Genomic DNA, 22,992 nt, shown 5'->3' on the forward strand with positions numbered 1-22,992 from the left:
GCCGGGGCCGCTCAGCGGACCGCGGCCACGCCCGCGTCCTGCGCCTGCTCGGCGATCCGGACCAGCTCCACGAGCCCGCCGGCGTACTCCTGGGCCTCGGCGTGCGCCTCCTCGTACGGTGGCTGGAAGCCGACGCCCTCCCACTGCCGCGTGGCCTCGTTCCAGCGGTCGTTGCCCACCTCGAAGTCCCACGCGTTGATGCCGAGCTCGTAGTAGAGCTGGTCGGCGGAGTTGCCGGCGGCCGAGTAGAGCACGTCGGCGACCGGGCCGGTGTAGGACGGCCAGGTCACGGTGCCCCGCTCGGACGCGATCGCCGCGACGATGCGGCGGGCGTTGTCCAGGAAGTACTTCGCCTCGTCGATCGGCGGGCGGGGCAGCGTGACCCGGCCCTGCGCGCGGTACGCCCCGGGCGGCCACATGAAGTACCCGCCGTAGGAGTGCACGTTCAGCGCGAATCGGATGTTCGGGTGGCCGGTGGCCAGCGCGACGACGTTGCGGCTCTCCGCCTCGGACAGCTCCCCGGTGCCGGCGTACGTGCCGGACAGGCAGTTGGCGCTGCCGCCCACGTAGCCGTCGAAGAAGGAGCCCACCGTGTAGTTGCGGTTCACGTCGACGCCCCACGAGTCGCGGTGGCGTGGGTCCCGGCTGCTCCCGGTGCAGTGGTCGACCAGGTTCTTGCGCTGGAAGTTGTAGTCGTGGAACGAGTAGTTCGCGCCGTCCGGGTTGACCGTCGGGATGACGAACACGTCCACGTTGTCGACGAGCTCCCGGGTGCCCGGGTCGGTGGCGTAGTTGGCCAGCAGGCGTTCGGCGAACTCCAGCGTGACCAGCGGCGTGGCCCACTCCCGGGCGTGCTCCTGGGAGTACGCGAGCACGCCGATCCGGGAGCCGTCGCGGACCTTGCCGATCCGCAGCGCCTGCACCGTCCACGGCCGCTTCGGCACCTCGGTGCCCGCCAGGCCGTCGTCGAGCCGTACCGGGGCGACCACCGGCATCGGCAGCCCGGCCGACCCGTCCTCGACGAAGGCCCGGAACCGCTGCGGGAACCGCGCCGTGATCAGGGCGGCCACCTCGTCGGTGGTGCTGGTCGGCGCGCCGGCGCCGTCGGTGGCCAGCTCGACGGTCAGCACCCGGTCGGCGTAGCGGGCGGTCAGCGGGCGGTGCGGCGCGCCCGGGTCGACGGCGCGTGCCTGGACGCCGTTCATGTTCTGGTCGCCGAACCGGACCGACTCCACCACGACGGCGGCCGTGGCCGGGTCGCCGAGGTACGCCGACGCGGTGCGCCGGTAGCCCTGCGTCCGGTACGGCAGGTCGATCACGTCGACCAGCTGCGGGTACTGCCGGGCGAGCCGCCTGATCCGGGCGGCGATGTCGACCGGCGTCAGGTACGCCGTGATGAAGTCCTTCTGATAGCCGGCCGGGGTGGGCGGCGGCGTCGCGCCCGGCCAGGCCGACGCGGTGACCGGGCGGGACCGGCCGCCGAGACTCGACGACGCGGTGAGCTGCACCGGCTTGCCCGGCAGCGACTGCGGCAGCGCGTAGTGGTACTGGTATTCGCCGGAGTCCTCGAAGCGCACCAGCGGGTATGTCCCGGTGGCGCCGTCGGCGGTGCGCCAGGTGACGGTGATCTCGACGTCCGGGTCGTCGGTGGCGGTGGTGGCGATCTGCGTCTGCAGGAACGTTCGGCCGCCGGTGGTCCACCAGTAGGCCTGCAGGAACTGCAGCGTGTCGGGCGAGGCGGTGAAGCGGGTGGCGGGCCGCCGGGTCGCCGCGTCGGATTCGCGTCCGATCAGCTGGACCGCGGTGGCCCCGTCGGCGGTCAGGGCGGCGAGCTGGGCGTCGTCGACCACCACGTCGGCGAGGACGGCGCCGCCGTCGGTCCTCGGGCGGGCCGCCAGGTCGGCGCCGGACATGATCAGCCGGTCCAGCGCCGCCGGGTCGGCGAGACGGAACCGGATCAGGGCGTGCTCACCGGCGCCGAGCGAGATCGCCGGGGGCGGGGCGGCGGGCCGCGCGTGCGCCGGGGGTGCGGCGAGCGAGGCGCCCAGGACGAGGAGGGCGGCGACAACCGCCCCACGGGCTCGGGATGACATCAAGCCTCCTGTGCAGAGAAGGACGTGAGATCATCCCAACGCTTCCATCGAAGCCGGTCAACATCCCAGAATGTCGCTATCATCCGCCCGATCAGCGCGGCGCACGGATCAGCCCTTCACCCCGGAACCCAGGTCGGACGAGACGAAGTGCCGCTGGAACGCGACGAACAGCAGCACCGCGGGGGCGGCCAGGACGCAGGCGCCGGCCAGGACCGCACCGTACGGATTGGTGGCGGCCGACGCGACCGTGCTCAGGTAGTTCGCCAGCGACACGGCCAGCGGCTGCATGTCGGCCTCTTTGGTGATCAGGAACGGCCAGAGGAACTCGTTCCACGGCCCGATGAACGTCACCAGCGTCGCGGTGAGCAGGGCCGGCCGGACCAGGGGCAGCGCGATCGAGCGCAGCACCCGCAGCTCGCCGGCCCCGTCGATGCGGGCCGCCTCGAACAGCTCGGCCGGCAGCTGCAGGAAGAACTGCCGGAAGACGAACACCGCGACCGAGTTGATCGCGAACGGCAGGATCATGCCGAGGTACGAGTCGGCGAGCCCGTACCCGCGCACGACCTGCACGTACAGGGGGATGACCAGCAGCTGGAACGGGACGACCTGCACCAGCAGCAGCGCGGCGAACAGGGCGCCGCGGCCGCGGTAGCGCAACCGCGCCAGCGCGTAACCGGCCAGGACCCCGAAGACCAGGGTGCCGGCGACCACGCCCGCGGTGAAGACGACCGAGTTGAGCAGTGACCGCCCCAGCTGGACGGCGGCGTCGATCTCCCGGTAGTTGCCGGCGCCGAGGTTGCCCGGCATCGGCAGCGCGCCGGCCGGCGACGGGTCCGGGCGCCGCTGCAACGAGCCGACGACCATGTAGTAGAAGGGGAACAGGAACACGATCGCGGCCGCCGTCAGGGCCGGCACCCGCCACCACGAGCGGGTCATCCCGGCGGCCTCACCAGCAGCCGCTGTGCCGCGGCGACGAGCAGGACCCCGGCGACCAGCAGCACACCGATCGCCGCGGCCAGGTCGGGGTGGCCCTGCTCGATCCCGCGCTGGTACATCAGCAGCACCGGCGACGCCGACCGGCCGCTCGGCCCTCCGCCGCCGGTCAGCAGGTAGGGCTCGGTGAACAGGTTGGCGCCGGTGACCAGCGCCAGCAGCGTGACGAGGGCGGTGGCCGGCCGCACGCCCGGGACCGTGACGGCTCGGAAGCTGCGCCACCGGCCGGCGCCGTCGACCGCCGCCGACTCGTAGAGCTCCCGCGGCACGTTCTGCAGCGCGGCCAGGTACAGCAGGATGAAGAAGCCGAGCTGCTTCCAGGTCACGAAGACGGCGATCGAGGGCATCGCCCAGACGTCGTTGACCAGCCACGACGGGTCCGGCGCCGCGTCACCGAGCACCCGGTTGACCAGGCCGTCGGAGCCGAACAGGAACAGCCACACGCCCACCACGGCGACGCTCGCGGTCACGTACGGCAGGTAGAAACTGATCCGGAAGAACGTCCGGAACGGGATCGCCGCGTTGAGCGCGGTGGCCAGCAGCAGCGACAGCGCCACGGTCAGGGGCACGTTGACCGCCAGGAAGATCCCGATGTTCACGAACGCCCGCCGCACGTGCGGGTCGGCCAGCACCGCGGCGTAGTTGTCCAGGCCCACGAACGGCCGGGGGACGCTCACTCCCGGCGCGGTGAAGAGGTAGTCGTGGCAGGAGATCCACACGGCGAAGCCGAACGGGTACGCGAAGACGACGGCGACGAAGACCGCGTACGGCGCGCTCAGCAGTACCCCGATCGGCTGCCGGCCGGACAGGCGCCTCATCGCAGCAGTTCATCGATCTGGGTGGAGGCGTCGGTGAGCGCCTTCGCCGGATCCGCCCTGCCGAAGATCACCGAGTTGGTCCACGCGTCGCGGAACGCCTGCCACACCTCGACCGAGTCCGGCACGTTGGGCACCTCCACCACGTGCGCCACCTTGGCCGCGAACACCCGGTACTGCGGGTGGGCGGTGAAGAAGGCCGGGTACTCCCGCGTCAGGTCCCGCCGCAGCGGCATCTGCCCGGTCATCTCCAGCAGCTTGCCGTCCTGCTCGCGGCTGGTGGAGAACCTCAGGAAGTCCCAGGCGGTGCCGCGGTTGGCGCACGCGGTGTGCAGGGTGACGTTCTTCGCGTCGCTGAACGTGGCCTGCTCCGGCGCGGAGCCGGCCCGGGTCGGCACCGAGGTGACGCCCCAGTCGACCCGGCCCCGGTACGCGGCGACCGCCCAGGGTCCGGCGCTGGCCATGGCGGCGGTGCCGTCGGCGAACGCGTCACCGGCGTACGCCTCCCGACCGGCCAGGTGCTCGGCGTACAACCGCCGCCAGAACCCGGCGACCGCGCGACCGGCGTCGGAGTCGAACGTGGCCTTCGAGCCCGCGACGAGCGGCCGGCCGGTCTCCGCGGCGTACATCGGATAGAAGTCGAACCAGGACTGGAAGAACTGGCTGGACGGGGACGGCAGGACGGCGTACCTGGCGGCGCCGCTGGACACCAGCTTCTCGGCGGTGGCCAGGAAGCCGGTGTGGGTGCCGAGCGGGGGAGCGGTGGTGCTGATCCCGGCCGCCGCGAACGCCTTCCTGTTGTAGAACAGCATCACCGGGTTCGACTTCCACGGCAGCTGGTAGAACCTGCCGTCCGGCGACCGGTACTGGCCGGCCGGCGCCCCGGAACGCGCGGTCACGTACCGCTCGCCGCCGGGGAAGCCGTCCAGCGCGACCAGGCCGCCCTGCGCCTGGAACTGCGGCACGGCGGCCGGCGACGTGTTGTAGATCAGGCACGGGGCGTTCCCGGCGATGATGCTGGCCGAGATGACCGCCTCGGACGTCTGCCCGGCCGGGATCCGCTGCGCCGTCACCGGCTCCCCGGGGTGGGCGGTGTTCCACGCCTCGACCACCTGCCGGCCCCAGGCGACCTCCTGCGCGTTGGTGGAGAGCCACACCCTGATCGGTCCGCGGGCCGTCGCGGCGCCGGGATGGGGGCCGTCGGTGCCGCACCCCGCGGCGGCCGGCAGCAGGCACAGCGCCGCCGCCCCGGCGAGCGCCGTGCGTGGCTTCATCGTCTTCTCCTGGGGAGGGTGAGCGCCGGGAGCAAACCGCCACCGACGGGGCGATAACCGCACAATACGCCGGTTCGCGGGGCGTATCGCCGGGTTCGCCGCTGCGGCCCGAACCCGAGCGGGTACGTGCGGCGACGCGGACGGCAGGTGTCCGAACACCGACCGCGGCGCCCGGGCCGCCGCCCGGTCCCCCCTTGGGCTGACCCGGGTTCCGCACCGCGGTGGACGACAACGCGGGCGCCGGACTCCTACCCTCGGATCCGGGCGGGCCGGGCCGCCCGCGGAACCGGCCACTGGGGGGCCGGGGCACCCGTCCACTGTGCTGACCGGCGTGCCACCATCGACCCGGTAGGAGAAGAACATGCATGACCTGGTGAGCCGCGCCCGCGATCTCGCGCCGTCGCTGCGGGCGCGGGCGGCCGACCTGGACCGGGCCCGCCGGCTGCCCGCCGATCTGGTCGATGAGCTGAAGGCGGCCGGCTTCTTCCGGATGTTCGTGCCGCGTTCGCACGGTGGCCTGCAGGTCGATCTGCGTACCGGGATGGCGGTCCTGGAGGCGCTGGCCACCGCCGACCCGGCGGTCGGCTGGACCGTGATGATCGGCTCCGAGACGCCGCAGCTGTTCGCCTTCCTGGCCCGCGAGACCTTCGACAAGATGTACGCCCCCGGCCCCGATGTGATCGTCGCCGGCGGATTCAACGCGCAGGGCAGGGCGGTTCCGGCGGGCGACGGATACCTCGTCGACGGCCGGTGGTCCTTCGGCAGTGGCAGCACCCACGCCGACTGGATCTTCGGCAACTGTGTGGTCACCCCGGCCGGGACCGCGACGGACGCCGCGTCCCCGGACGGCCCGCCACCGATGCGCTCGGTGCTGGTCCCCGCGTCGGAGGCCCGGATCGTGGACACCTGGCACGTGCTGGGTCTGCGCGGCACCGGCTCGCACGACGTGGAGATCCGCGGCGTGCAGGTGCCGGACGAGCATACCTTCGACCTGTTCGCCGGCACCCCGTCGGTCCCCGGACCCGGCTTCGTCGCCCCGCTCATGCATTTCGTGCTGCACCTCGGGGCGGTCGCGGTCGGCATCGCGCAGGGCGCGCTGGACGCGACGGTCACCCTGGCCGCCGGGGGCAAGCAGCGGCTGTACGCCCGAGCACGCCTGGCCGACAGCCAGCTGTTCCAGGTGAACCTGGGCCGGGCCGATCTCACGCTGCGCGCCGCCCGCGCCCTGCTGGAGTCCACCGCCGACGAGGTGTGGCAGCTGTGCGCCACGAACCCGCCCGGCCTGGCCGCGGTCGGTCCGCGCGTGTCCGGGGTCCTCACCTGGGTCACCGACGCGGCCCTGTCGGTGGTGGACTCGTGCTACCGCGCCGGTGGCGGCCAGGCGGCCCGCGACGACTCCCCGATCCAGCGCCGCTTCCGCGACATGCACACCTTCAGCCAGCACGCCGCCGCGGCCGAGGGCTGGCTCGGCGGTCACGGCAGCGCCCTGCTCGGCGAGGTGGGCGGCCTGGCCTACTGATCCGGGCGGCGCCGCCCGGGCGGTCCGTGCCGGCCCCCGCCCGGGCGAGACGGATCGCCCGGCTCCGCCCGGCCGAAAGGGATCGCCCGGCCGGGCGGGGCCGGGACCTCTGCCCCTGGTGGCCCCGGTCGGGAGCCCCGAATGATCTCCCTGGGCCCATCGGGTCCGGACGGCGTCACGGTGCCAGGAAGGGCGAACATGGTTGACGGCAACCCGGAGATCATCCAGGGCGGGATGGGTGTCGGTGTCTCCAGCTGGGGGCTGGCCCGGGCGGTGAGCCGCACCGGGCAACTCGGAGTGGTCTCCGGGGTGGCCCTGGACGTGCTGCTCGCGCGGCGGCTGCAGCTGGGCGACCCGGACGGGCACATGCGGCGCGCGCTGGCCCACTTCCCGGTCCCGGCGGTGGCCCGGGCGGTGCTGGAGCGCTACTACGTCGAGGGCGGGCTGCCCGCGGGCCGCCCGTTCCGGCCGGTGCCGCGGCTCGGGGTGCTGCCGCGCCGGATCGGCCAGCAGCTGACCGTGGTCGCCAACTTCGTCGAGGTGTTTCTGGCCAAGGACGGCCACGACGGTCCGGTCGGGATCAACTACCTGGAGAAGATCCAGATGGCGACCGCGCCGGCGGTCTACGGCGCGATGCTCGCCGGGGTGGACTACGTGCTGATGGGCGCCGGGCTGCCCACCGAGATCCCCGGCCTGCTCGACGCGCTGGCGCTGCACCGCCCGGCCCGGCTGTCGGTCAGCGTGCACGGCGCCCTGCCCGGCGAGGGCCACCACCTCGCCCTGGACCCCGGCGAACTGCTGGGCGAGGTGCCCGGCCCGCTGCGGCGGCCGCGGTTGCTGGCCATCGTCTCCTCCGCCACGCTCGCGCTCTACCTCGCCCGGGACGAGGCCACCCGCCCGGACGGCTTCGTCGTGGAGACCCGGGTAGCCGGTGGGCACAGCGCCCGGCCGCGCGGGAAACTGGTGCTCGACTCCGGCGGCGAGCCGGTGTACGGCCCCCGCGACCGGCTCGACCTGCCCAAGATCGCCGCCCTGGGCCTGCCGTTCTGGCTGGCCGGCGGGCAGGCCGACCCGCGGCGGCTGGCCGAGGCGCGCTCGGCCGGGGCGGCCGGGATCCAGGTCGGCACGGCGTTCGCCCTGTGCCGCGAGTCCGGGATGGAGGAGGGGGTGCGGCGGCAACTGGTGCGCGAGGCCCGCAGCGGCGCGCTGGTGGTGCACAACGACGTCCGCGCGTCCCCGACCGGCTTCCCGTTCAAGGTCGCGCCGCTGCCCGGCACCACCGGGGCGGAGGACGTCTACGCCGAGCGGCCGCGGAGGTGCGACCTGAGCTACCTGCGGACGCCGTACCGCCGCCCGGACGGCGCGGTCGGGTACCGGTGCCCGGCCGAGCCGGTCGACGAGTACGTACGCAAGGGCGGCGCCGTCGAGGACACCGTGGGCAGCCGGTGCCTGTGCAACGGTCTGGTCGCGACGATCGGCCTGGGTCAGCGCCGCGACGGCGACTACACCGAGCCGCCGCTGGTGACCCTCGGCCAGGACGTCGCCTTCCTGGCGCACCTGACCCGCGACGGGGACGACTACCGCGCCGCCGACGTCATCGGCCACCTGCTCGGCGACGCCCGGCGAACGGCACCGGTCCCCGGGTGAGGCGACCGGCCCGCCCGCCGTGGTGCGGCCGTGCCGTGCGGGCGGGCGCGGCCTCCCGAATCGCCGCCGAGACGGCGCCGGGCGCGCGCCTCGGGCTCACCCGGGCCGTCCCGCGGCACCACCGCGGCGTATGCCGACGAGGGCCGGTCGAGCTGACGTGCCGCCGCACCCGGTGGACGCCCTGCCGGCCGTCGACCCGGCGGCTGCGGAACCCGGCCGGCCCGCGGACCGCCGACCGGGATGACCGGGGCGCCCGCTTCCGGCGGATCGTCCCGGATTCGCGGGAGGAAAGCCGATGTCGTGCGGCAGCATGGCACGGGTGAGACGTCGCTGGCTGTTCGCCGACCAGTTGGGCCCGCACTTCCTGGACACGCCCGAGCACCCGGTGCTGCTGGTGGAGTCCAAGGCGGTGTTCCGGCGGCGGGCCTTCCACCGGCAGAAGGCGCACCTGGTGCTGTCCGCGCTGCGGCACCGGGCGGCGGAGGGTGACGTGCGGCTGGTGCGCGCCGAGACGTACGCCGAAGCGGTGACCGAACCGCTGACCGTCTGCCATCCCACCTCCCGGGCGGCCCGCGGCCTGGTCCGGCGCCTGCCGGGCGTCGAGATGCTGCCGCCGCGTGGCTTCGTCACCGCCCCGCAGGACTTCGTCAGCTGGGCGGACGGGCGCGACCACCTGCGACTGGAGGACTTCTACCGGTACGCCCGGCGCCGCCACGACGTGCTGATGGACGGCGCCGAGCCGGCCGGCGGCCGGTGGAACCTGGACGCCGACAACCGGGAGCCGCCGCCGCGCGGCGCCGACCACCTGGACGTGCCACCGCCCCCGCCGGTCGTCGAGGACGAGATCGACGACCGGGTGCGCGCCGACCTGGACCGCTGGCAGCGCGAGGACGGCATCGCCTTCGTCGGCAACGACGGCCCGCGCCTGTTCCCGGCGACCCGCGAGGAGGCGCTCGCCCGGCTGCGCCACTTCGTCACCGAGCGGCTGCCATCTTTCGGCCCGCAGGAGGACGCGATGCTGTCCGGTGACCCGTGGATGGCGCACAGCCTGCTCAGCCCGGCGATCAACCTGGGCCTGCTCGACCCGCTCGAGGTGATCGAGGGCGCCGAGAGCGCGTACCGGGCCGGGTCGGCGCCGCTGGCCGGCGCCGAGGGCTTCATCCGGCAGATCCTCGGCTGGCGGGACTTCATTTGGCACCTGTACTGGTACTTCGAGCCGGAGTACCGGGCCGTCAACGAGCTGGCCGCCCACCGGCAGCTGCCGAGGTGGTTCGCCGAGCTGGACGCCCGCGCCGTCGGGGCGCGCTGCCTGGCCGATGTGCTCGCCGGGGTCCGCGACCGGGGCTGGGTGCACCACATCCCGCGGCTGATGGTGCTCGGCAACTACGCGCTGCAGCGTGGCTGGCGGCCGGACGCGGTCTCCGACTGGTTCCACCGCAGCTTCGTCGACGGGTACGAATGGGTGATGACGGCGAACGTGGTCGGCATGAGCCAGTTCGCCGACGGCGGCCGGATGAGCAGCAAGCCGTACGCGGCGGGCGGCGCCTACATCAACCGGATGAGCGACTACTGCGGCGGCTGCCGCTACGACCCGAAGGTGCGGCTCGGCGCGGACGCGTGCCCGTACACCGCGGGGTACTGGAGCTTCCTGGCCCGCCACGAACACGCGCTGGCCGGCAATCACCGGCTGCGCCGGCCGCTGCAGGGCCTGCACCGCCTCACCGACCTGGACGCCGTGCTCGCACAGGAGAAGGCCCGCGGCTCCCGCGCCCCCTGACCGTTCCCGGCGATCGCGGCGCCACCTTCGCGGCCGGAGCGTCCGGCCGCCTGCCGTCGTTCCGGGCGACGTCCCGCTCGCATCCGCGGCGCCCGCGTCGGTGGTGCAGGCATTCGGGTGGCCGGACTTCCCGGGAGCGGTGGCGCACGCCGACCGGCGGGCGGTAGCTTGACCGTGTGACAGGGGACGGCGCCGAGGGGTATCCGAGCAGGGAGGATCGCATCGTCGCCGAGTTCGGCGACGGGCTCGATGTGGAGGGGATCGCCCACCGCTACGGCCTGACCGTCGCGCAGGTCTATGCCGTGATCGAGCGGGAGGTCGGCCCGGCCGGTCACACCCACCCGGGCCTGTCCGGTCATCCCGCGCCGCCGTACCCCGCCACGGGCCACCACCCGCCGCCGACGTACCCCGCGCCGGGTCATCAGCCACCGGGTTACCACGTCGCGCCCCCGTCCGGCTATCAACCGCCGCCGGTGTACCCGCCGCCCGGGCCCGGCTATCAACCGCCGCCGGTGTACCCGCCGCCGGCTCATCAGCCACCGGGGTACCCGGCGCCGGGTTATCAAGCGCCCCCGCCCACCCCGGAGCACTACGCGCCACCGGCCCCCTATGCCCCACCCGGCTACGCCGGTCCGGTGCCCGGCTACGCCGGTCCGGTGCCCGGCTACGCCGGTCCGGTGCCGGCCTTCCCGGACGTCGATGCCATCGTCGCGGAGTACGGCGAGGGGCACGACGTCGAGTCGATCGCCCGCCGGCACGGCCTCGACGTCCGGCAGGTCTACGAGGTGGTGCAGCGGGCGGTGACCGACGACCCGGCGCCGCCCACCGCCCCGCCCCCGTCCTGGTAGGAGCTCTCCCGCGCTGCCACGGCGCGTCGTTCCCGCAAGGTCGGACGTCTGGATCGTCCGGGGATCGCTTGAACGGCGGCGCGACCCGGGCACCGGCGAGGGGGTCAACCAGGCGCGGTCAGCCGCCCAGCACGTGCGCCTCGGTCCAGCCGCTGGTGGTGCCGGACTTGCGGGCCACCAGCAGGTCCAGGCGGCCGTCGCCGTTCCAGTCGGCCACGGACAGGTCGTCACGGGCACCGGTCGTGCCGTGCGGGGTGCTGGCCTGGAGCAGGTCGCTGCGGAAGGTGGTGGCGCCGTCGAGGATGCGCACCTCGGTCAGCCCGCTGGTGGTCCCGGATTTCTGCACGATGACCGCGTCCGGGCGCCGGTCGGCGTTCCAGTCGGCGACGAAGATGTCGTGCCGGTCGTCGGTCGGCGGCAGGGTGACCGGGGCCTGCAGGAGGTCGCGCTGGAAGTTCGCGGCGCCGTCGAGGACGCCCACCTCGGTCCGCCGGCCGCCCGGACCGGATTTGCGGGTCACCACCACGTCGTTGTGGCCGTCGCTGTTCCAGTCGGCCACGGCGAAGGAGTGCCGCTCGTCGGTGGGGGCGAGCATCGTGGTGGTGTCCACCAGGAGACGCTGGAAACTGGACGCGCCGTCGACCACCCGCAGCTCGGTGCGGCCGCTGGCGGTGCCGGAGCGCTGCACCGCCACCAGGTCCGGCCGGCCGTCGCCGTTCCAGTCGGCCACCGAGAACGCGTAGCGCTGGTCGGCCGGGCCGAGAGCGGTGGCGGTGTTCAGCACCAGCGCCTGGAAGTTGGTCGCCCCGTTGAGGACGCGTACCTCGGTGCGGCCGGTGGTGGTGCCGGCGCCCTGGACCACCACCATGTCGGCGCGCCGGTCGCCGTTCCAGTCGGCCATCGAGATGTGGTGGCGCTCGTCGGCCGGGGCCAGCCCGGTGGGGGTGACCGCGAGCGAGCGCTGGAACGGGCCGTTCGCCTGTTTCAGCGGTGTCGGGGTGGTGGTCGGCGTGGCGGGCGTGGTGGCCGGGCTCGCGGCCGGGGCGCCGGCGCCGGCCCACACCCGGTCGACGATGAGCTGCGCGTCGTGCACCTCGGGTGAGTACGCGGCGGGCTTGCCGGAAATCTGCACCCGTTGGCAGATCTGTCCGATGTCGCCGGTGCGCCAGCTGCCGCCCGGGTGCTTGCGGATCATCGCGTCGAGGAACGCGTTCGTCGCGTAGTCCGGGTCGGTCAGCTCGCCGGGCAGCCCCCAGCCCATCGACGGGCGCTGCTGGAACAGGCCCAGGCTGTCGTGGTCCACCGCGATCGTGTAGTTGTGCAGGGTGCTCTCGGCGATCGCGGTGGTGACCGCGATGACCGCCGCCCGCCGGGGAAGGCCGCGGGCCTGCACGTTGCGCACGATCACGCGGGCGCACGCGATGCTGCCGGCGTTCACCGACGAGCCCAGGCGCCGGCCGTTCATCAGCGGCCGCAGCTGATCCGCGACGGCCCGGTCGGCGTTCGCGGCCGTGCCCGGCCGGCATGCCGCCGCCGGGACCGCCGCGGCGCGGGTCGTGGGCGTGGCGGCGTGGGCGGCGTCCGGCAGGCCCAGTGGTCCGGCGGCCAGCGTCACGGACAGCAGCAGCGGCGGCGCGGCCCAGCTGCGGGCGGTGGTCCGGCGGCGGTGGTGCGGCCCTACCTGAAACGCTGACACTTCACGACCTTCCCCGATCACGGCCATCGTGCTGCACCAATCTTCCATACCGGCGGGCGGTGGCGGAAGGGCGCGAATCACCTTGATCATTTCGGCCTGCGGGTCGTGCCCGGCCCTCCGGAACGGCCCGCAAAGCCCCCGAAAGTTTCGGGATGCCTCTCCGCAACTTCTGAGGCAGTTTGTTCGTCCATTGCGGACAGCTTCCCGGATACCCCTGTTCAACCTGCGAAAAGTTGGCCGCGGGTCACTCGTCGATCCCATCTTGTTTCCGGTATGTATCCGAAAGTTGTTGACACTGCGGCATTGACGGGCCAATACTTCCGCTGTCGACAGCCATCAGTTGCTGTCGATTCAGGTCAGCCTCTGTGATGTGCCACTCCGCCGGCTCGCGGTGCCGGGCACCGCCACCGCCGGCTGTACCGCGCTGCCTGACATCCCCCACCAGGCGTACCGGGAGGACGAACCGCAATGCCCGACATCTTCGCTCGACCCAGATCAGGCGCACGCACCCGGGGCGGACGGCCGATGAGAGTGGCAGCATCCCTGGCCGCGATCGTGGCGGCCGCCGGCATCGTCACCGTCACCGTCGACGCCACCCCGTCGCAGGCCGCCACCTGCAACGGCTACGTCGGGCTCACCTTCGACGACGGGCCGACCGCCGGCAACACCCAGAATCTGCTGACCGCGCTGCGCAACAACGGCCTGCGCGCCACGATGTTCAACCAGGGTCAGAACGCCGCGGCCAACCCCGCGCTGGTGCGGGCCCAGGTCGACGCGGGCATGTGGGTCGCCAACCACAGCTACACCCACCCGCACATGACCCAGCTGAGCCAGGCGAGCATGGATTCGGAGATCTCCCGGACCCAGACCGCCATCGCCAACGCCGGCGGCGGCACGCCGAAGCTGTTCCGGCCGCCGTACGGCGAGACCAACGCGACGCTGCGGGCGGTCGAGCAGAGGTACGGCCTCACCGAGATCATCTGGGACGTCGACTCGCAGGACTGGAACAACGCCAGCACCGACGCGATCGTGGCGGCCGCGGCCCGGCTCACCAACGGGCAGGTCATCCTGATGCACGACTGGCCGGCCAACACGGTCGCCGCCATCCCGCGCATCGCCCAGGGCCTGGCCGCCCGGAACCTGTGCGCCGGCATGATCTCGCCGACCACCGGCCGGGCGGTCGCGCCCACCGGCACCGGCACCCCGCCGACCAGCGGGCCGACCACCCCGCCGCCGACCGGGGGCTGCACCGCGACGCTCTCGGCGGGTCAGCAGTGGAGCGACCGGTACAACCTCAACGTCGCGGTCTCCGGATCGACCAACTGGACCGTGACGCTGAACCTCCCCTCGCCGGCGAAGGTGATCGCCACCTGGAACACCAGCGCCAGCTGGCCGAACGCGCAGCAGATGGTCGCCAGGCCGAACGGCAGCGGCAACACGTTCGGCGTCACCATCCAGGCCAACGGCGCCTGGAGCTGGCCGACGGCCTCCTGCACCGCGACCTGACCGGCCCCCCGTGGCGCGGCGGCCGGACCCCGGCCGCCGCGCCGTCATGACCGGCGCCCGGTCAGGCCGTGCCGGTGCGCCAGGACGATGGCCTGCGCGCGGCTGCGCACCCCCAGCTTGGCCAGCACCCGGGTGACGTGCGTCTTCACCGTCGCCAGCGAGATGAACAGCGCGGCGGCGATCTCGGCGTTGCTGCGGCCGTCCGCCACCAGGTCGAGGATCTCCCGTTCCCGCTCGGTCAGGTCGGTGAGCACGGCCGGCGCCGCCGCCCGGCCGGTGTAGCGGTCCACCACGTGCCGGGCCACCTCGGGGGAGAGCACCACCTGACCGCGGGCGGCGGCCCGGACCGCCTGCTGCACCGTCTCCGCCGGAGCGTCCTTGAGCAGGAACCCGTCCGCGCCGCCGTGCAGCGCCCGCTCGATGTGGTCGTCGAGCCCGAACGTCGTCACCATCACCACCCGCGGCGCGTCGGCGAGCAGGCGCAGGTCCCCGGCCACCTCGATGCCGTCGCGGTCGGGCAGGCGGATGTCGAGCAGCACCACGTCCGGGCGCAGCCGCCGCGTCTCGGTGAGCGCCTGCGCGCCGGTGCCCGCCACGCCCGCCACGCACAGGTCCGGCGCGGCGTCGACGACCAGGCTCAGACCGGTCCGGATCAGCGGCTCGTCGTCGACGACGAGCACCCGCACCGGCCTCACCGGTACTCCGCACAGGGCAGGACGGCCTCCACCAGGAACCCGCCGTCGTCGGCCGGCCCGCTGCTGAGCTGCCCCTGGTGGACCGCGACCCGCTCGCGCAGACCGGCCAGCCCGCGCCCGGCGCCGGTGACCGGGGCGGTCGCGCCGGGCGCGGGCGGTCCGTTGTGGACGCGTACGGTCAGGCGGGGCCCGCCGCCGCCGACCGTGACGCTGACCGGCGCGCCCGGCGCGTGCCGCAACGCGTTGGTGACCGCCTCCTGGACGATCCGGTAGGCAGCCGCGGCGATGGCCCGTGGCGCCGCGCGGGCCGCCGGCTCCACCGTCAGCTCCACCCGGGCGCCGGCCGCGCGCGCCCGCTGCACCAGCCGGTCCAGCTCGGGCAGGCCGCCGGCGGCGTCGGTGGCCGGGCCGCGCAGCACCCCGAGCATCCGGCGCAGCTCGTCGAGCGCCTCCCGGCCGGTGCTCTCGATCTCGGCGAGCGCCCGCACGGCCAGCTCCGGCCGCTCCCGGGCCACCAGCCGGGTGCCGGTGGCCTGCACCACCATCACGGTGACCGCGTGCGCGACGACGTCGTGCAGGTCGCGGGCGATGCGCTCGCGCTCGGCGGCGCCGGCCGCCGCCGCGACCGCGTCGCGTTCCCGCTCGGCGGCGTGCAGCAGCGCCCGTGCCCGCCGGGCGCGGCCGGCCAGCCAGGCGACGACCAGCAGCGCGGTCACGAAGATCGCGTCGTCGACCGGGTCGCGGTTGACCGCGATCGGGCCGAGCCACTCCCCGGCGACCGCGCCGGTCAGCAGCCCCAGCGCCGCAGCGCGGCCGGCGGCGTGCCGGCCCGCGACGTACGCCACCGCGAGCGCGGCGGCCAGCGGCATGGCCAGATGCGTGGACGGGGTCAGCCACACCGTCTGCGCCAGCAGCGCGGCCAGGGCGATCACGCCGGTGAGCACCGGGCGGGCGGCGCCGAACAGCAGCGGCGCGGTGGTCAGCACCGTGGTCGCCACGTTCGCCGCGACCGGCCCACGCAGGGTGTCGCCGGTGAACAGTTCGGTGAGCGCCAGCGCCGCGAAACCCAGCGAGGCGAGTGCGGCGGCGGCGCCCACCCGGGCGCGGGAAGCGGCGTCGGCGGCGGACATCCCGCCAGCTTAGTGATCACCCGGGGCCCGGTCGCCGGTCGCGGCGCGAGATCAGACCTTGGTCGTACGCACGGTCCGACCGGCGCCGGACGTGCCGGACCCGGTTTCCTCCGTACGGTCGGGGCTGCCCGACACCTGCAGGAGGTTTCCTTGACCGCCGCCCCACCACTGCCACGGACCGCACCGGAGCCGGCCACGTCCCGGATCGGCCTGGTCGACGCCCTGCGCGGCTTCGCGCTGTTCGGCATCCTGGCCGTCAACATCACCTACTTCGGATCGCCGTTCCAGGGCACCGGGATCGCCGACCCGGCGCACCACGGCGCCCTGGACACGGCGGTCCACCTGGCCGTCACGGCCCTGTTCGAGACGAAGTTCTTCCTGCTCTTCTCGTTCCTGTTCGGATACAGCTTCACGCTGCAGATGGACTCGGCGGCCCGTCGCGGCGCCCGGATCACCCGGCGGTTCCCGCGCCGGCTCGCCGGGCTGTTCGTGATCGGGGCCGCGCACGCGGTGCTGCTGTTCCCCGGTGACATCCTCACCACCTACGCGCTGCTCGGGGTGGTGCTGCTGGTGCTGCGCCGGCTGCGCCCGCGGCGGGCCCTGTGGGTCGCCGCGGGGCTGCTGGTGCTGGCCGCCGCGGCGTACGCGCTGCTGGCGATCGCGCTGCACGCCTCCGGCGGGGCCGGCGGGCCGGATCCGGCGGCGGCCGGGCGGGCGTTGGCGACCGGCGCCGCCTACCGCGGCGGTCCCGGCGAGGTGATCGCCCAGCACCTGCGGGACCTGCCGGACACCGCGGCGCTGCTGCTGCTGTTCCAGGCCCCTGCGGCGCTGGCGATGTTCCTGGCCGGGCTGGCCGCCGGCACCCGGCGGGCGCTGGCCGACGCCGGCCGCCACCGCCGCAGGCTGCGCTGGATCATGGTGGCCGGGCTGTCCGTCGGGCTGCCCGCCGGCGCGCTGTACGCCTACGTCGAGACGTACCGCGCCGGCACCCCGGCCGAGCTGGCCGTGCTCGCGCTGGACCTGCTCGCCGCACCCGCCCTGGCCGCCGCGTACGGCGCCGCGGTGCTGCTTGCCGGCACGGCCCGGCCGCGGCTGGCGGCCGCGCTCGCCCCGGCGGGCCGGATGGCGCTGAGCAACTACCTGTTCCAGTCGCTGGTCTGCTCGCTGCTGTTCACCGGGTACGGCGCCGCCCTGACCGGGCGGCTCGGACCCCCGGCGGTGTTCGCCGTCGCCGTGGCGCTGTTCGCCGTGCAGCTGCCGTTGAGCGCGTGGTGGCTGCGGCGGCACCGGTACGGCCCGGTCGAGTGGCTGCTGCGGATGGTGACCAACGCCGAGGTGCCGCCCTGGCGGATCACCCGCTGACCACCCGCGCGGCGATGTCCCGGATGACCGCCGCCACCGCACCGGGACGGGTCATCACCACGTTGTGACCGCCCGGGAGCGCGACCAGCTCACGCCCCGCGGCGGCGGCCACCACGGCGGCGACCTCGGCGCGCCGGTGCGCGTAGAAGCCGTCGTCGGGCAGCACGATCGTGAGTGGACAGGTGATCCTGTCGTACACGTCGACGCTGGGATGGACCGGCGCGTCCACCGGCGCGCCGGTCGTCGCCACGATCTCCGGCACGTCCGGCCGGCGCAGGTAGCACCCGGTCCGGTCGGCGACCAGGCTGCGCGTGGACACCGCCCGGACCAGGGCCGGGTCGGCGCCGGCGTCGAGCCAGTCGGTGGGCGCGCGGGCGACCCGCTCCTCGATCCACTCGTCGCGCCGGCGGGGGTCGAGGCGCAGTCCGTACCCGAAGGTGCGCCGCAGGTCCTCGGCGGCCTCCGCGCTGCGGAACGCGGCGAGGGTGCGCTGGGCGGTGGGCCGGTCGTCGAGGACCAGCCCGTCGACGACGCAGAGCGCGGCCGGGCGCACCAGGCCGGCGGCGGTGACCGCGGTGACCGCGTAGCCGCCGGTGGAGTGGCCGACCAGCAGCGGGCGGTCCCAGCCGAGCGCGGCGACGACCGTGGCCAGGTCCCGCCAGTACTGCTCGGCGGTGCTCGACGTGGCGCTGCTGTGGCCGTGCCCGCGCAGGTCCACCGCGACCACCCGGTGCCCGGGCAGCAGGCCGGGCACGATGCCGTCCCACGCGGCGGCGTTGTGCCCGCTGCCGTGCACGAGCAGCACCGGCTGCCCGGCGCCGCCGTGGTCGACGGCGGCCAGGTGGCCGCCGTCGACCTCGAAGTGGATCTCCCGACTCATGACGCCTCCCGCTCCCGATGATCGGTAAATGCAACTGGTGTAGCATTAACGATGTGGAGTCCGATGCGCAACCCGTTCCCGGCACGGCCCGTCCCGGCGGCCGCACCGCGCGCACCCGGGAGCGGGTGCTGACCGCCGTCGCGGCGATCCTGCGCGAGCACGGATACGACGCCGTGACCGTCGACGCCGTCGCCGAGCGGTCCGGCGTGCACCGCACCACCGTGTACCGGCGGTGGCGCGACCCGGGCGGCCTGCTCGCCGACACCCTGGACGCCGCCCGCGAGCAGCCGTGGGAGCCGCCGGACACCGGCACGCTGCTCGGCGACCTCACCGAGATCAACCACCAGGTGGTCGCGGCCCTGGCCGACCCGGCCTCGATCACCCAGGCGCTGATCGCCGCGTCGTTCCGGTCCCCGGCGGCGGCCCGGGCGCTGCGGTCGTTCTGGGCGGACCGGTACGCGCGGGCGGCCGTGGTGGTCGAGCGTGCGGTGGCGCGCGGCGAGGCCACCGCTCGCGTCGACGCTCGCACGGTCGTGGTCGCCGCCTGTGCGCCGGTGTTCCACGAGCTGGCGCTCATGCGCGGCCCGGCGGTGCCCGGCCTGGCCGAGAGCTCGGCACGGATCGCGGCCGCGGCGGTCGCGCCCGGACCCTCCGTCGAGGACTGAATCCTGCCGCCCGGACGGTCCTTTCATGACGCCGGACACGGCGGCGGAATGGAATGCGAACCGGCGCCCGCGATTTCCCGGCTCCCATTCACTTTTGCATCGGGCCGATGTTCATGGTGGAACGCCGCCGGCGAGTGGCGCCCGCGGCCGGATCGTGGCCGCTCGTCACGCCGGAAACGCCGGCCGCGCGAATCGTGGCAGATCAACGTATCCCGAAGCCGGCCGATTTCTTCGCGGCGTACCCGCCGCGGCACCCGAACAGGCGGATGAACGACTCTTTCGAGATAAAAGACTGGTTATGCGGGATGCGGCGTGCTGCCATCTGTGCATCAGCCGGCTTCGCCCCCCGCGGGGTTCACGGCCTAGCGGTCCACTGTGCATTTTCCGGCGCCCGGACCCCTTCGACGGCATGGCCGACATCAGCACTGGCGAAAGGGGACATCGATGACATCCACGCTACCCGTGTCCGCCGTCACCGATCTGGTGCCGTTCACGGATCCGCTGCGCATCCCGCCGTTGTTGCGGGCGCCCGCCGACGGCGCTCTGGTGACCGTCTCGGCCCGGCCGGTCTGGGTGCGCCTGCACTCGTCGTTGCCCCGTACGCTGGTGTGGGCCTACGAGGGCAGCTTCCCGGGACCCACCATCGAGGTCCGCCGCGGCCAGCGGCTGCGGGTGGCCTGGCGCAGCGATCTCAGCGGCAACTACCCGCTGGTCGCGGTGCGGGTGCCCAACTCCACGCCGCCGCCGACCGACCGCCCCGGACGCGAGGGCGCCGAGCCGATCCCGGAGGTCGCCGCCCTGCCACCGTGGACGGTGGTGCACCTGCACGGCGCGCGTACCGACGGCGGCAGCGACGGCTGGCCGGAGGACGGGATCTCCCGCGGCGGGTCCCAGCTGGCCGAGTACCCGAACGACCAGGCGGCCACCGCGCTGTGGTACCACGACCACGCCATGGACATCACCGCGTTCAACGTGATGACCGGGCTGGCCGGCATGTACCTGATCCGCGACGCGGAGGAGGACGCGCTGCGCCTGCCCAGCGGCGCCAACGAGGTGCCGCTGGTGATCGCCGATCGCAATCTGGACACCGACCCGACCGGCGGGCTGACCGGGCAGCTGCTGCACAAGGTGGTGCAGGTGAGCGCGGACCCGCCGGCGACGCTGCCGTTCACCGGCCCGTTCACCCTGGTCAACGGCGTGATCTGGCCGTACCTGGAGGTGGAGCCGCGCTGGTACCGCTTCCGCGTGCTCAACGCGTCCAACTCGCGCGTCTTCCGGCTGGCCCTGGTGGACCGCAACGGCGCGCCCGTCACCGGCGCGGCGTACCAGATCGGCACCGACAGCGGGCTGCTGCCCGCGCCGGTGCCGGTCAACCAGCTGACCCTGGCGCCGGCGGAACGGGCCGATCTGCTGATCGACTTCAGCGCGCAGCGCGGCAAGGCGCTGCGCCTGGTGAACACGCTGGACCCGGCGCCGGTGCCCGACGTCATGCAGTTCCGGGTGGGCGCCTTCCCGGTGTGGGACTTCTTCACGCTGCCGTCGCGGACGTCCCCGTCGTTCACCCGGATCACCCACGACAACCTGCCCGCACACGGGCACCGGTGGGTGGCGCTGACCGCGCCGGGACCGCAGTCGCCGCACCCGCAGATGTGGGAGCTGCGCGAGATCGAGGACGCCTCGGCCACCACCGAGCCGACGGTCACGGTCACCGACTCCGGCGGTGTCACCCGGGTGTTCGAGCGGGTGTCGACCAGCTTCGACGGCACCCTCAACTTCCACGTCGACGCCGGGGCCTGGGAGGTGTGGAACTTCCTCAACCTGGGCGGGCCGGTGCACCCGATGCACATCCACCTGATCCGGTTCCAGGCGTTGCACCGGCACGCGTACACGGTGAACACGACCACCGACTCCGGCGGGGTCACCCGGGTGACCGCCACCTACAGCGGGGCCGGCACGCTGGATCCCAACGAGCAGGGGTGGAAGGACACCATCCGGGTCGCCGCCGGTGAGCTGGTCTCCGTCGCCGGGCAGTTCAGCGGCGGCACGGGGCGCTACGTCTACCACTGCCACCTGCTGGAGCACGAGGACGAGGGGATGATGCGGCCGTTCGTGGTGATGCCGGCGCAGGTGATGGCGGTCCACCCGCACGAGGAGGACCACGACCACTGACCGCTCCCGGGTCCGGCCGGCGCCCCGCTGGGCCGGCCGGACGCCGGTGTGTCCCGGACCCGCGGGATCGAGGATCGGCGATATGGTGGCGCGATGCGAATCGCTGTATCGATCGCCGCCCTCGCCGTTCTTCTCGCACCGTCGGCCGGGGTCGCCGCGCCCGCGGCCGGCGCCACTTCGCCCGGCACCCAGCCGGTGCACGACTACGCCCGGGCCATCCGGGAGCAGGTCTGGGTGCAGACCGGTGTCGACAGTGACACCGACGGCCGGCCCGACCGGGTGGCCGTGCGGATCATCCGGCCCGCTGCCAGCGCGGACGGGCTGCGGGTGCCGGTGATCTTCCAGGCCAGCCCGTACTACGCCGGGCTCAACGACGTACCCAACCATGACGACATCGACCGCGGCGGGGCCGCCGGTCTCGCGCCCACCGCGACCGCCGACCGGGCGCAGAGCATCACCTTCGCCGGATACCTGGACAACTACTTCGTCCCGCGCGGCTACGCGGTGGCCTTCGCCGACAGCCTCGGCACCGGCGGGTCGGACGGCTGCCCCACCTCCGGCGGGCGCAACGAGACGCTCGGCATGAAAGCCGTCGTCGACTGGCTCAACGGGCGGGCCCGGGCCGTCGACGCGGACGGCACGGCGGTCCGGGCCGACTGGTCCACCGGCCGCACCGGCATGATCGGCGTCTCCTACAACGGCACGCTGCCCAACGCGGTCGCCGCGACCGGCGTCGAGGGCCTGGAGACGATCGTGCCGATCGCCGGCATCTCCAGCTGGTACGACTACTACCGCGCCGGCGGCGGCGTGGTCGCGCCCGGCGGGTTCCAGGGCGAGGACACCGACGTGCTGGCCCGGGCGGTGCTCACCCGGGCGAGCCCGGAGGTCTGCGCCGGGGTGATGGACGCGCTGGAGCGCGCGCAGGACCGGGAGACCGGCGACTACAGCGCCTACTGGGCCGAGCGCGACTACCTGCGCGACGTGCGCCGGGTCCGGGCCAGCGTCTTCCTGGTGCACGGCCTGCACGACGACAACGTGCGCACCCGGCAGGCGGGGCAGTGGTGGGACGCGCTCGCCGCGCGCCACGTGCCGCGCAAGATCTGGTGGCACCAGGCCGGGCACACCGACCCCTTCAACGTCCGGCGTGACGTCTGGCTGTCCACCCTGCACCGGTGGTTCGACCAGTGGCTGTACCGGATCGACACCGGGATCATGCGCGAGCCGATGGCCGACGTGGAGGTGGCGCCGAACCAGTGGCGCACCTCGGCCACCTGGCCGGTCCCGGGCAGCCGGGCGGTCTCGCTGCGACTCGGCTCCGGCCCCCGGCAGACCTTCGTCGACGATCCGGCACGCACCGCCGACGACCTCGCCGCCGACGTGACCGGGGCCGATCCGAACCGGTACGCCTACGTCAGCGCGCCGCTGCGGCGGGCGACGCGGGTGAGCGGGACGCCGCGGATCACCGTCCGCGCCGATCTGCGCGGCGACTCGCCGTACCTGACCGCGCTGCTGGTCGACCACGGCCCCGCCGACCGGTACGCCGGGTTGCGCACGCTGACCGTGCAGGACTGTGTCGGCCCCGGCATCGAGGGCGATCCGGGCTGCTTCAACCGCCGCGAGTACGTCACCGCGACCACCGAGCACGAGATCGTCACCCGAGGGTGGCTGGACGTCCGCAACCGGCTCTCCCCGGCGCGGACCACGCCGATCCGGGCCGGTCGCCCGTACACCTTCCGGTGGGACTTGCAGAGCACCGACCACGTCTTCGCGCCCGGCCACCGGATCGCGGTGGTGCTGATCTCCACCGACCGGGACCACACGCTGCGCTATCCGGCGGGCACCGTGGTCGGCGTGCGTCCCGCGCTGTCCCGGCTGGAGCTGCGCCTGTCCTAGCCGGCGGCTCCCGTCGCGCGAGCCGCTGCC

At 74.1% G+C, this 22,992-nt stretch carries 17 protein-coding genes; 9 read left to right on the forward strand and 8 right to left on the reverse strand.

Translation table 11 applies throughout. The features are described 5' to 3' along the window. Positions 1-11 precede the first annotated feature (11 nt). From ACTEI_RS15935 to ACTEI_RS15950, 4 genes are all read right to left on the reverse strand, one after another. Positions 12-2,093 (reverse strand): M14 family zinc carboxypeptidase, encoded by a 2,082-nt coding sequence (locus tag ACTEI_RS15935; RefSeq protein WP_122978389.1) that lies wholly within the window; start codon positions 2,091-2,093, stop codon positions 12-14. 108 nt (positions 2,094-2,201) lie between these two features. Next, the gene (locus tag ACTEI_RS15940; RefSeq protein WP_203723852.1) at positions 2,202-3,029 is read right to left on the reverse strand and encodes a carbohydrate ABC transporter permease; all 828 of its coding nucleotides are present in this window, start codon (positions 3,027-3,029) and stop codon (positions 2,202-2,204) included. Beyond that, positions 3,026-3,904 carry a carbohydrate ABC transporter permease gene (locus ACTEI_RS15945; RefSeq protein WP_122978390.1) on the reverse strand — a complete coding sequence of 293 codons (879 nt, stop codon included), beginning with the start codon at positions 3,902-3,904 and terminating at the stop codon, positions 3,026-3,028. Before ACTEI_RS15945 ends, ACTEI_RS15940 begins: the two co-directional genes overlap by 4 nt. Further along, the gene (locus ACTEI_RS15950; RefSeq protein WP_122978391.1) at positions 3,901-5,175 is read right to left on the reverse strand and encodes an extracellular solute-binding protein; all 1,275 of its coding nucleotides are present in this window, start codon (positions 5,173-5,175) and stop codon (positions 3,901-3,903) included. Before ACTEI_RS15950 ends, ACTEI_RS15945 begins: the two co-directional genes overlap by 4 nt. Positions 5,176-5,536: 361 nt before the next feature. On the opposite strand from ACTEI_RS15950, the gene ACTEI_RS15955 reads away from it, so the two are divergent. From ACTEI_RS15955 to ACTEI_RS37780, 4 genes are all read left to right on the forward strand, one after another. After that, positions 5,537-6,694: an acyl-CoA dehydrogenase family protein gene (locus ACTEI_RS15955; RefSeq protein WP_122978392.1), complete on the forward strand. Its 1,158-nt coding sequence runs from the start codon at positions 5,537-5,539 to the stop codon at positions 6,692-6,694. Between the two features lie 198 nt (positions 6,695-6,892). Then, positions 6,893-8,341: a nitronate monooxygenase gene (locus tag ACTEI_RS15960; RefSeq protein WP_122978393.1), complete on the forward strand. Its 1,449-nt coding sequence runs from the start codon at positions 6,893-6,895 to the stop codon at positions 8,339-8,341. 310 nt (positions 8,342-8,651) lie between these two features. After that, the gene (locus tag ACTEI_RS15965; RefSeq protein ID WP_307837899.1) at positions 8,652-10,118 is read left to right on the forward strand and encodes a cryptochrome/photolyase family protein; all 1,467 of its coding nucleotides are present in this window, start codon (positions 8,652-8,654) and stop codon (positions 10,116-10,118) included. Positions 10,119-10,294: 176 nt separating this feature from the next. Further along, positions 10,295-10,966, forward strand: coding sequence for a hypothetical protein (locus tag ACTEI_RS37780; protein WP_187645999.1), 672 nt, complete (start codon positions 10,295-10,297; stop codon positions 10,964-10,966). Positions 10,967-11,084: 118 nt separating this feature from the next. Here the strand turns inward: ACTEI_RS37780 and ACTEI_RS15975 are convergent, their stop codons facing one another. Continuing rightward, positions 11,085-12,662 carry an FG-GAP repeat domain-containing protein gene (locus ACTEI_RS15975; RefSeq protein WP_239082737.1) on the reverse strand — a complete coding sequence of 526 codons (1,578 nt, stop codon included), beginning with the start codon at positions 12,660-12,662 and terminating at the stop codon, positions 11,085-11,087. Positions 12,663-13,187: 525 nt separating this feature from the next. On the opposite strand from ACTEI_RS15975, the gene ACTEI_RS15980 reads away from it, so the two are divergent. After that, a complete protein-coding gene (locus ACTEI_RS15980) occupies positions 13,188-14,168 on the forward strand; it encodes a polysaccharide deacetylase family protein (RefSeq protein ID WP_122978396.1) in 981 nt (326 codons plus the stop codon). Between the two features lie 44 nt (positions 14,169-14,212). On the opposite strand, the gene ACTEI_RS15985 is transcribed toward ACTEI_RS15980, so the two are convergent. Together ACTEI_RS15985 and ACTEI_RS37000 are read right to left on the reverse strand one after the other, a co-directional pair. After that, positions 14,213-14,863 (reverse strand): response regulator, encoded by a 651-nt coding sequence (locus tag ACTEI_RS15985; protein ID WP_122982180.1) that lies wholly within the window; start codon positions 14,861-14,863, stop codon positions 14,213-14,215. Next, positions 14,860-15,993 (reverse strand): sensor histidine kinase, encoded by a 1,134-nt coding sequence (locus tag ACTEI_RS37000; protein WP_145831129.1) that lies wholly within the window; start codon positions 15,991-15,993, stop codon positions 14,860-14,862. The genes ACTEI_RS15985 and ACTEI_RS37000 overlap by 4 nt, the downstream gene beginning before the upstream one ends. 150 nt (positions 15,994-16,143) lie before the next feature. Here ACTEI_RS37000 and ACTEI_RS15995 point away from each other — a divergent pair, with 150 nt between their 5' ends. Then, entirely contained in the window at positions 16,144-17,355 is a 1,212-nt protein-coding gene (locus ACTEI_RS15995) for a DUF418 domain-containing protein (protein WP_239082738.1), read from the forward strand. On the opposite strand, the gene ACTEI_RS16000 is transcribed toward ACTEI_RS15995, so the two are convergent. Further along, the gene (locus ACTEI_RS16000; RefSeq protein ID WP_122978397.1) at positions 17,345-18,235 is read right to left on the reverse strand and encodes an alpha/beta hydrolase; all 891 of its coding nucleotides are present in this window, start codon (positions 18,233-18,235) and stop codon (positions 17,345-17,347) included. The two genes, ACTEI_RS15995 and ACTEI_RS16000, sit on opposite strands and share 11 nt — an antisense overlap. Positions 18,236-18,288: 53 nt before the next feature. On the opposite strand from ACTEI_RS16000, the gene ACTEI_RS16005 reads away from it, so the two are divergent. The 3 genes from ACTEI_RS16005 to ACTEI_RS16015 all read left to right on the forward strand — a co-directional run bounded on the left by ACTEI_RS16005 (position 18,289) and on the right by ACTEI_RS16015 (position 22,962). Then, entirely contained in the window at positions 18,289-18,900 is a 612-nt protein-coding gene (locus tag ACTEI_RS16005; protein ID WP_239082739.1) for a TetR/AcrR family transcriptional regulator, read from the forward strand. 444 nt (positions 18,901-19,344) lie between these two features. After that, on the forward strand, positions 19,345-21,069 hold the full coding sequence (locus ACTEI_RS16010; RefSeq protein WP_122978399.1) for a multicopper oxidase family protein: 1,725 nt from the start codon (positions 19,345-19,347) through the stop codon (positions 21,067-21,069). Between the two features lie 93 nt (positions 21,070-21,162). Beyond that, entirely contained in the window at positions 21,163-22,962 is a 1,800-nt protein-coding gene (locus ACTEI_RS16015) for a Xaa-Pro dipeptidyl-peptidase (RefSeq protein ID WP_122978400.1), read from the forward strand. The last annotated feature ends 30 nt before the right edge of the window (positions 22,963-22,992 follow it).

Source organism: Actinoplanes teichomyceticus ATCC 31121 (assembly GCF_003711105.1).
GTDB classification, from domain to species: Bacteria; Actinomycetota; Actinomycetes; order Mycobacteriales; family Micromonosporaceae; genus Actinoplanes; species Actinoplanes teichomyceticus.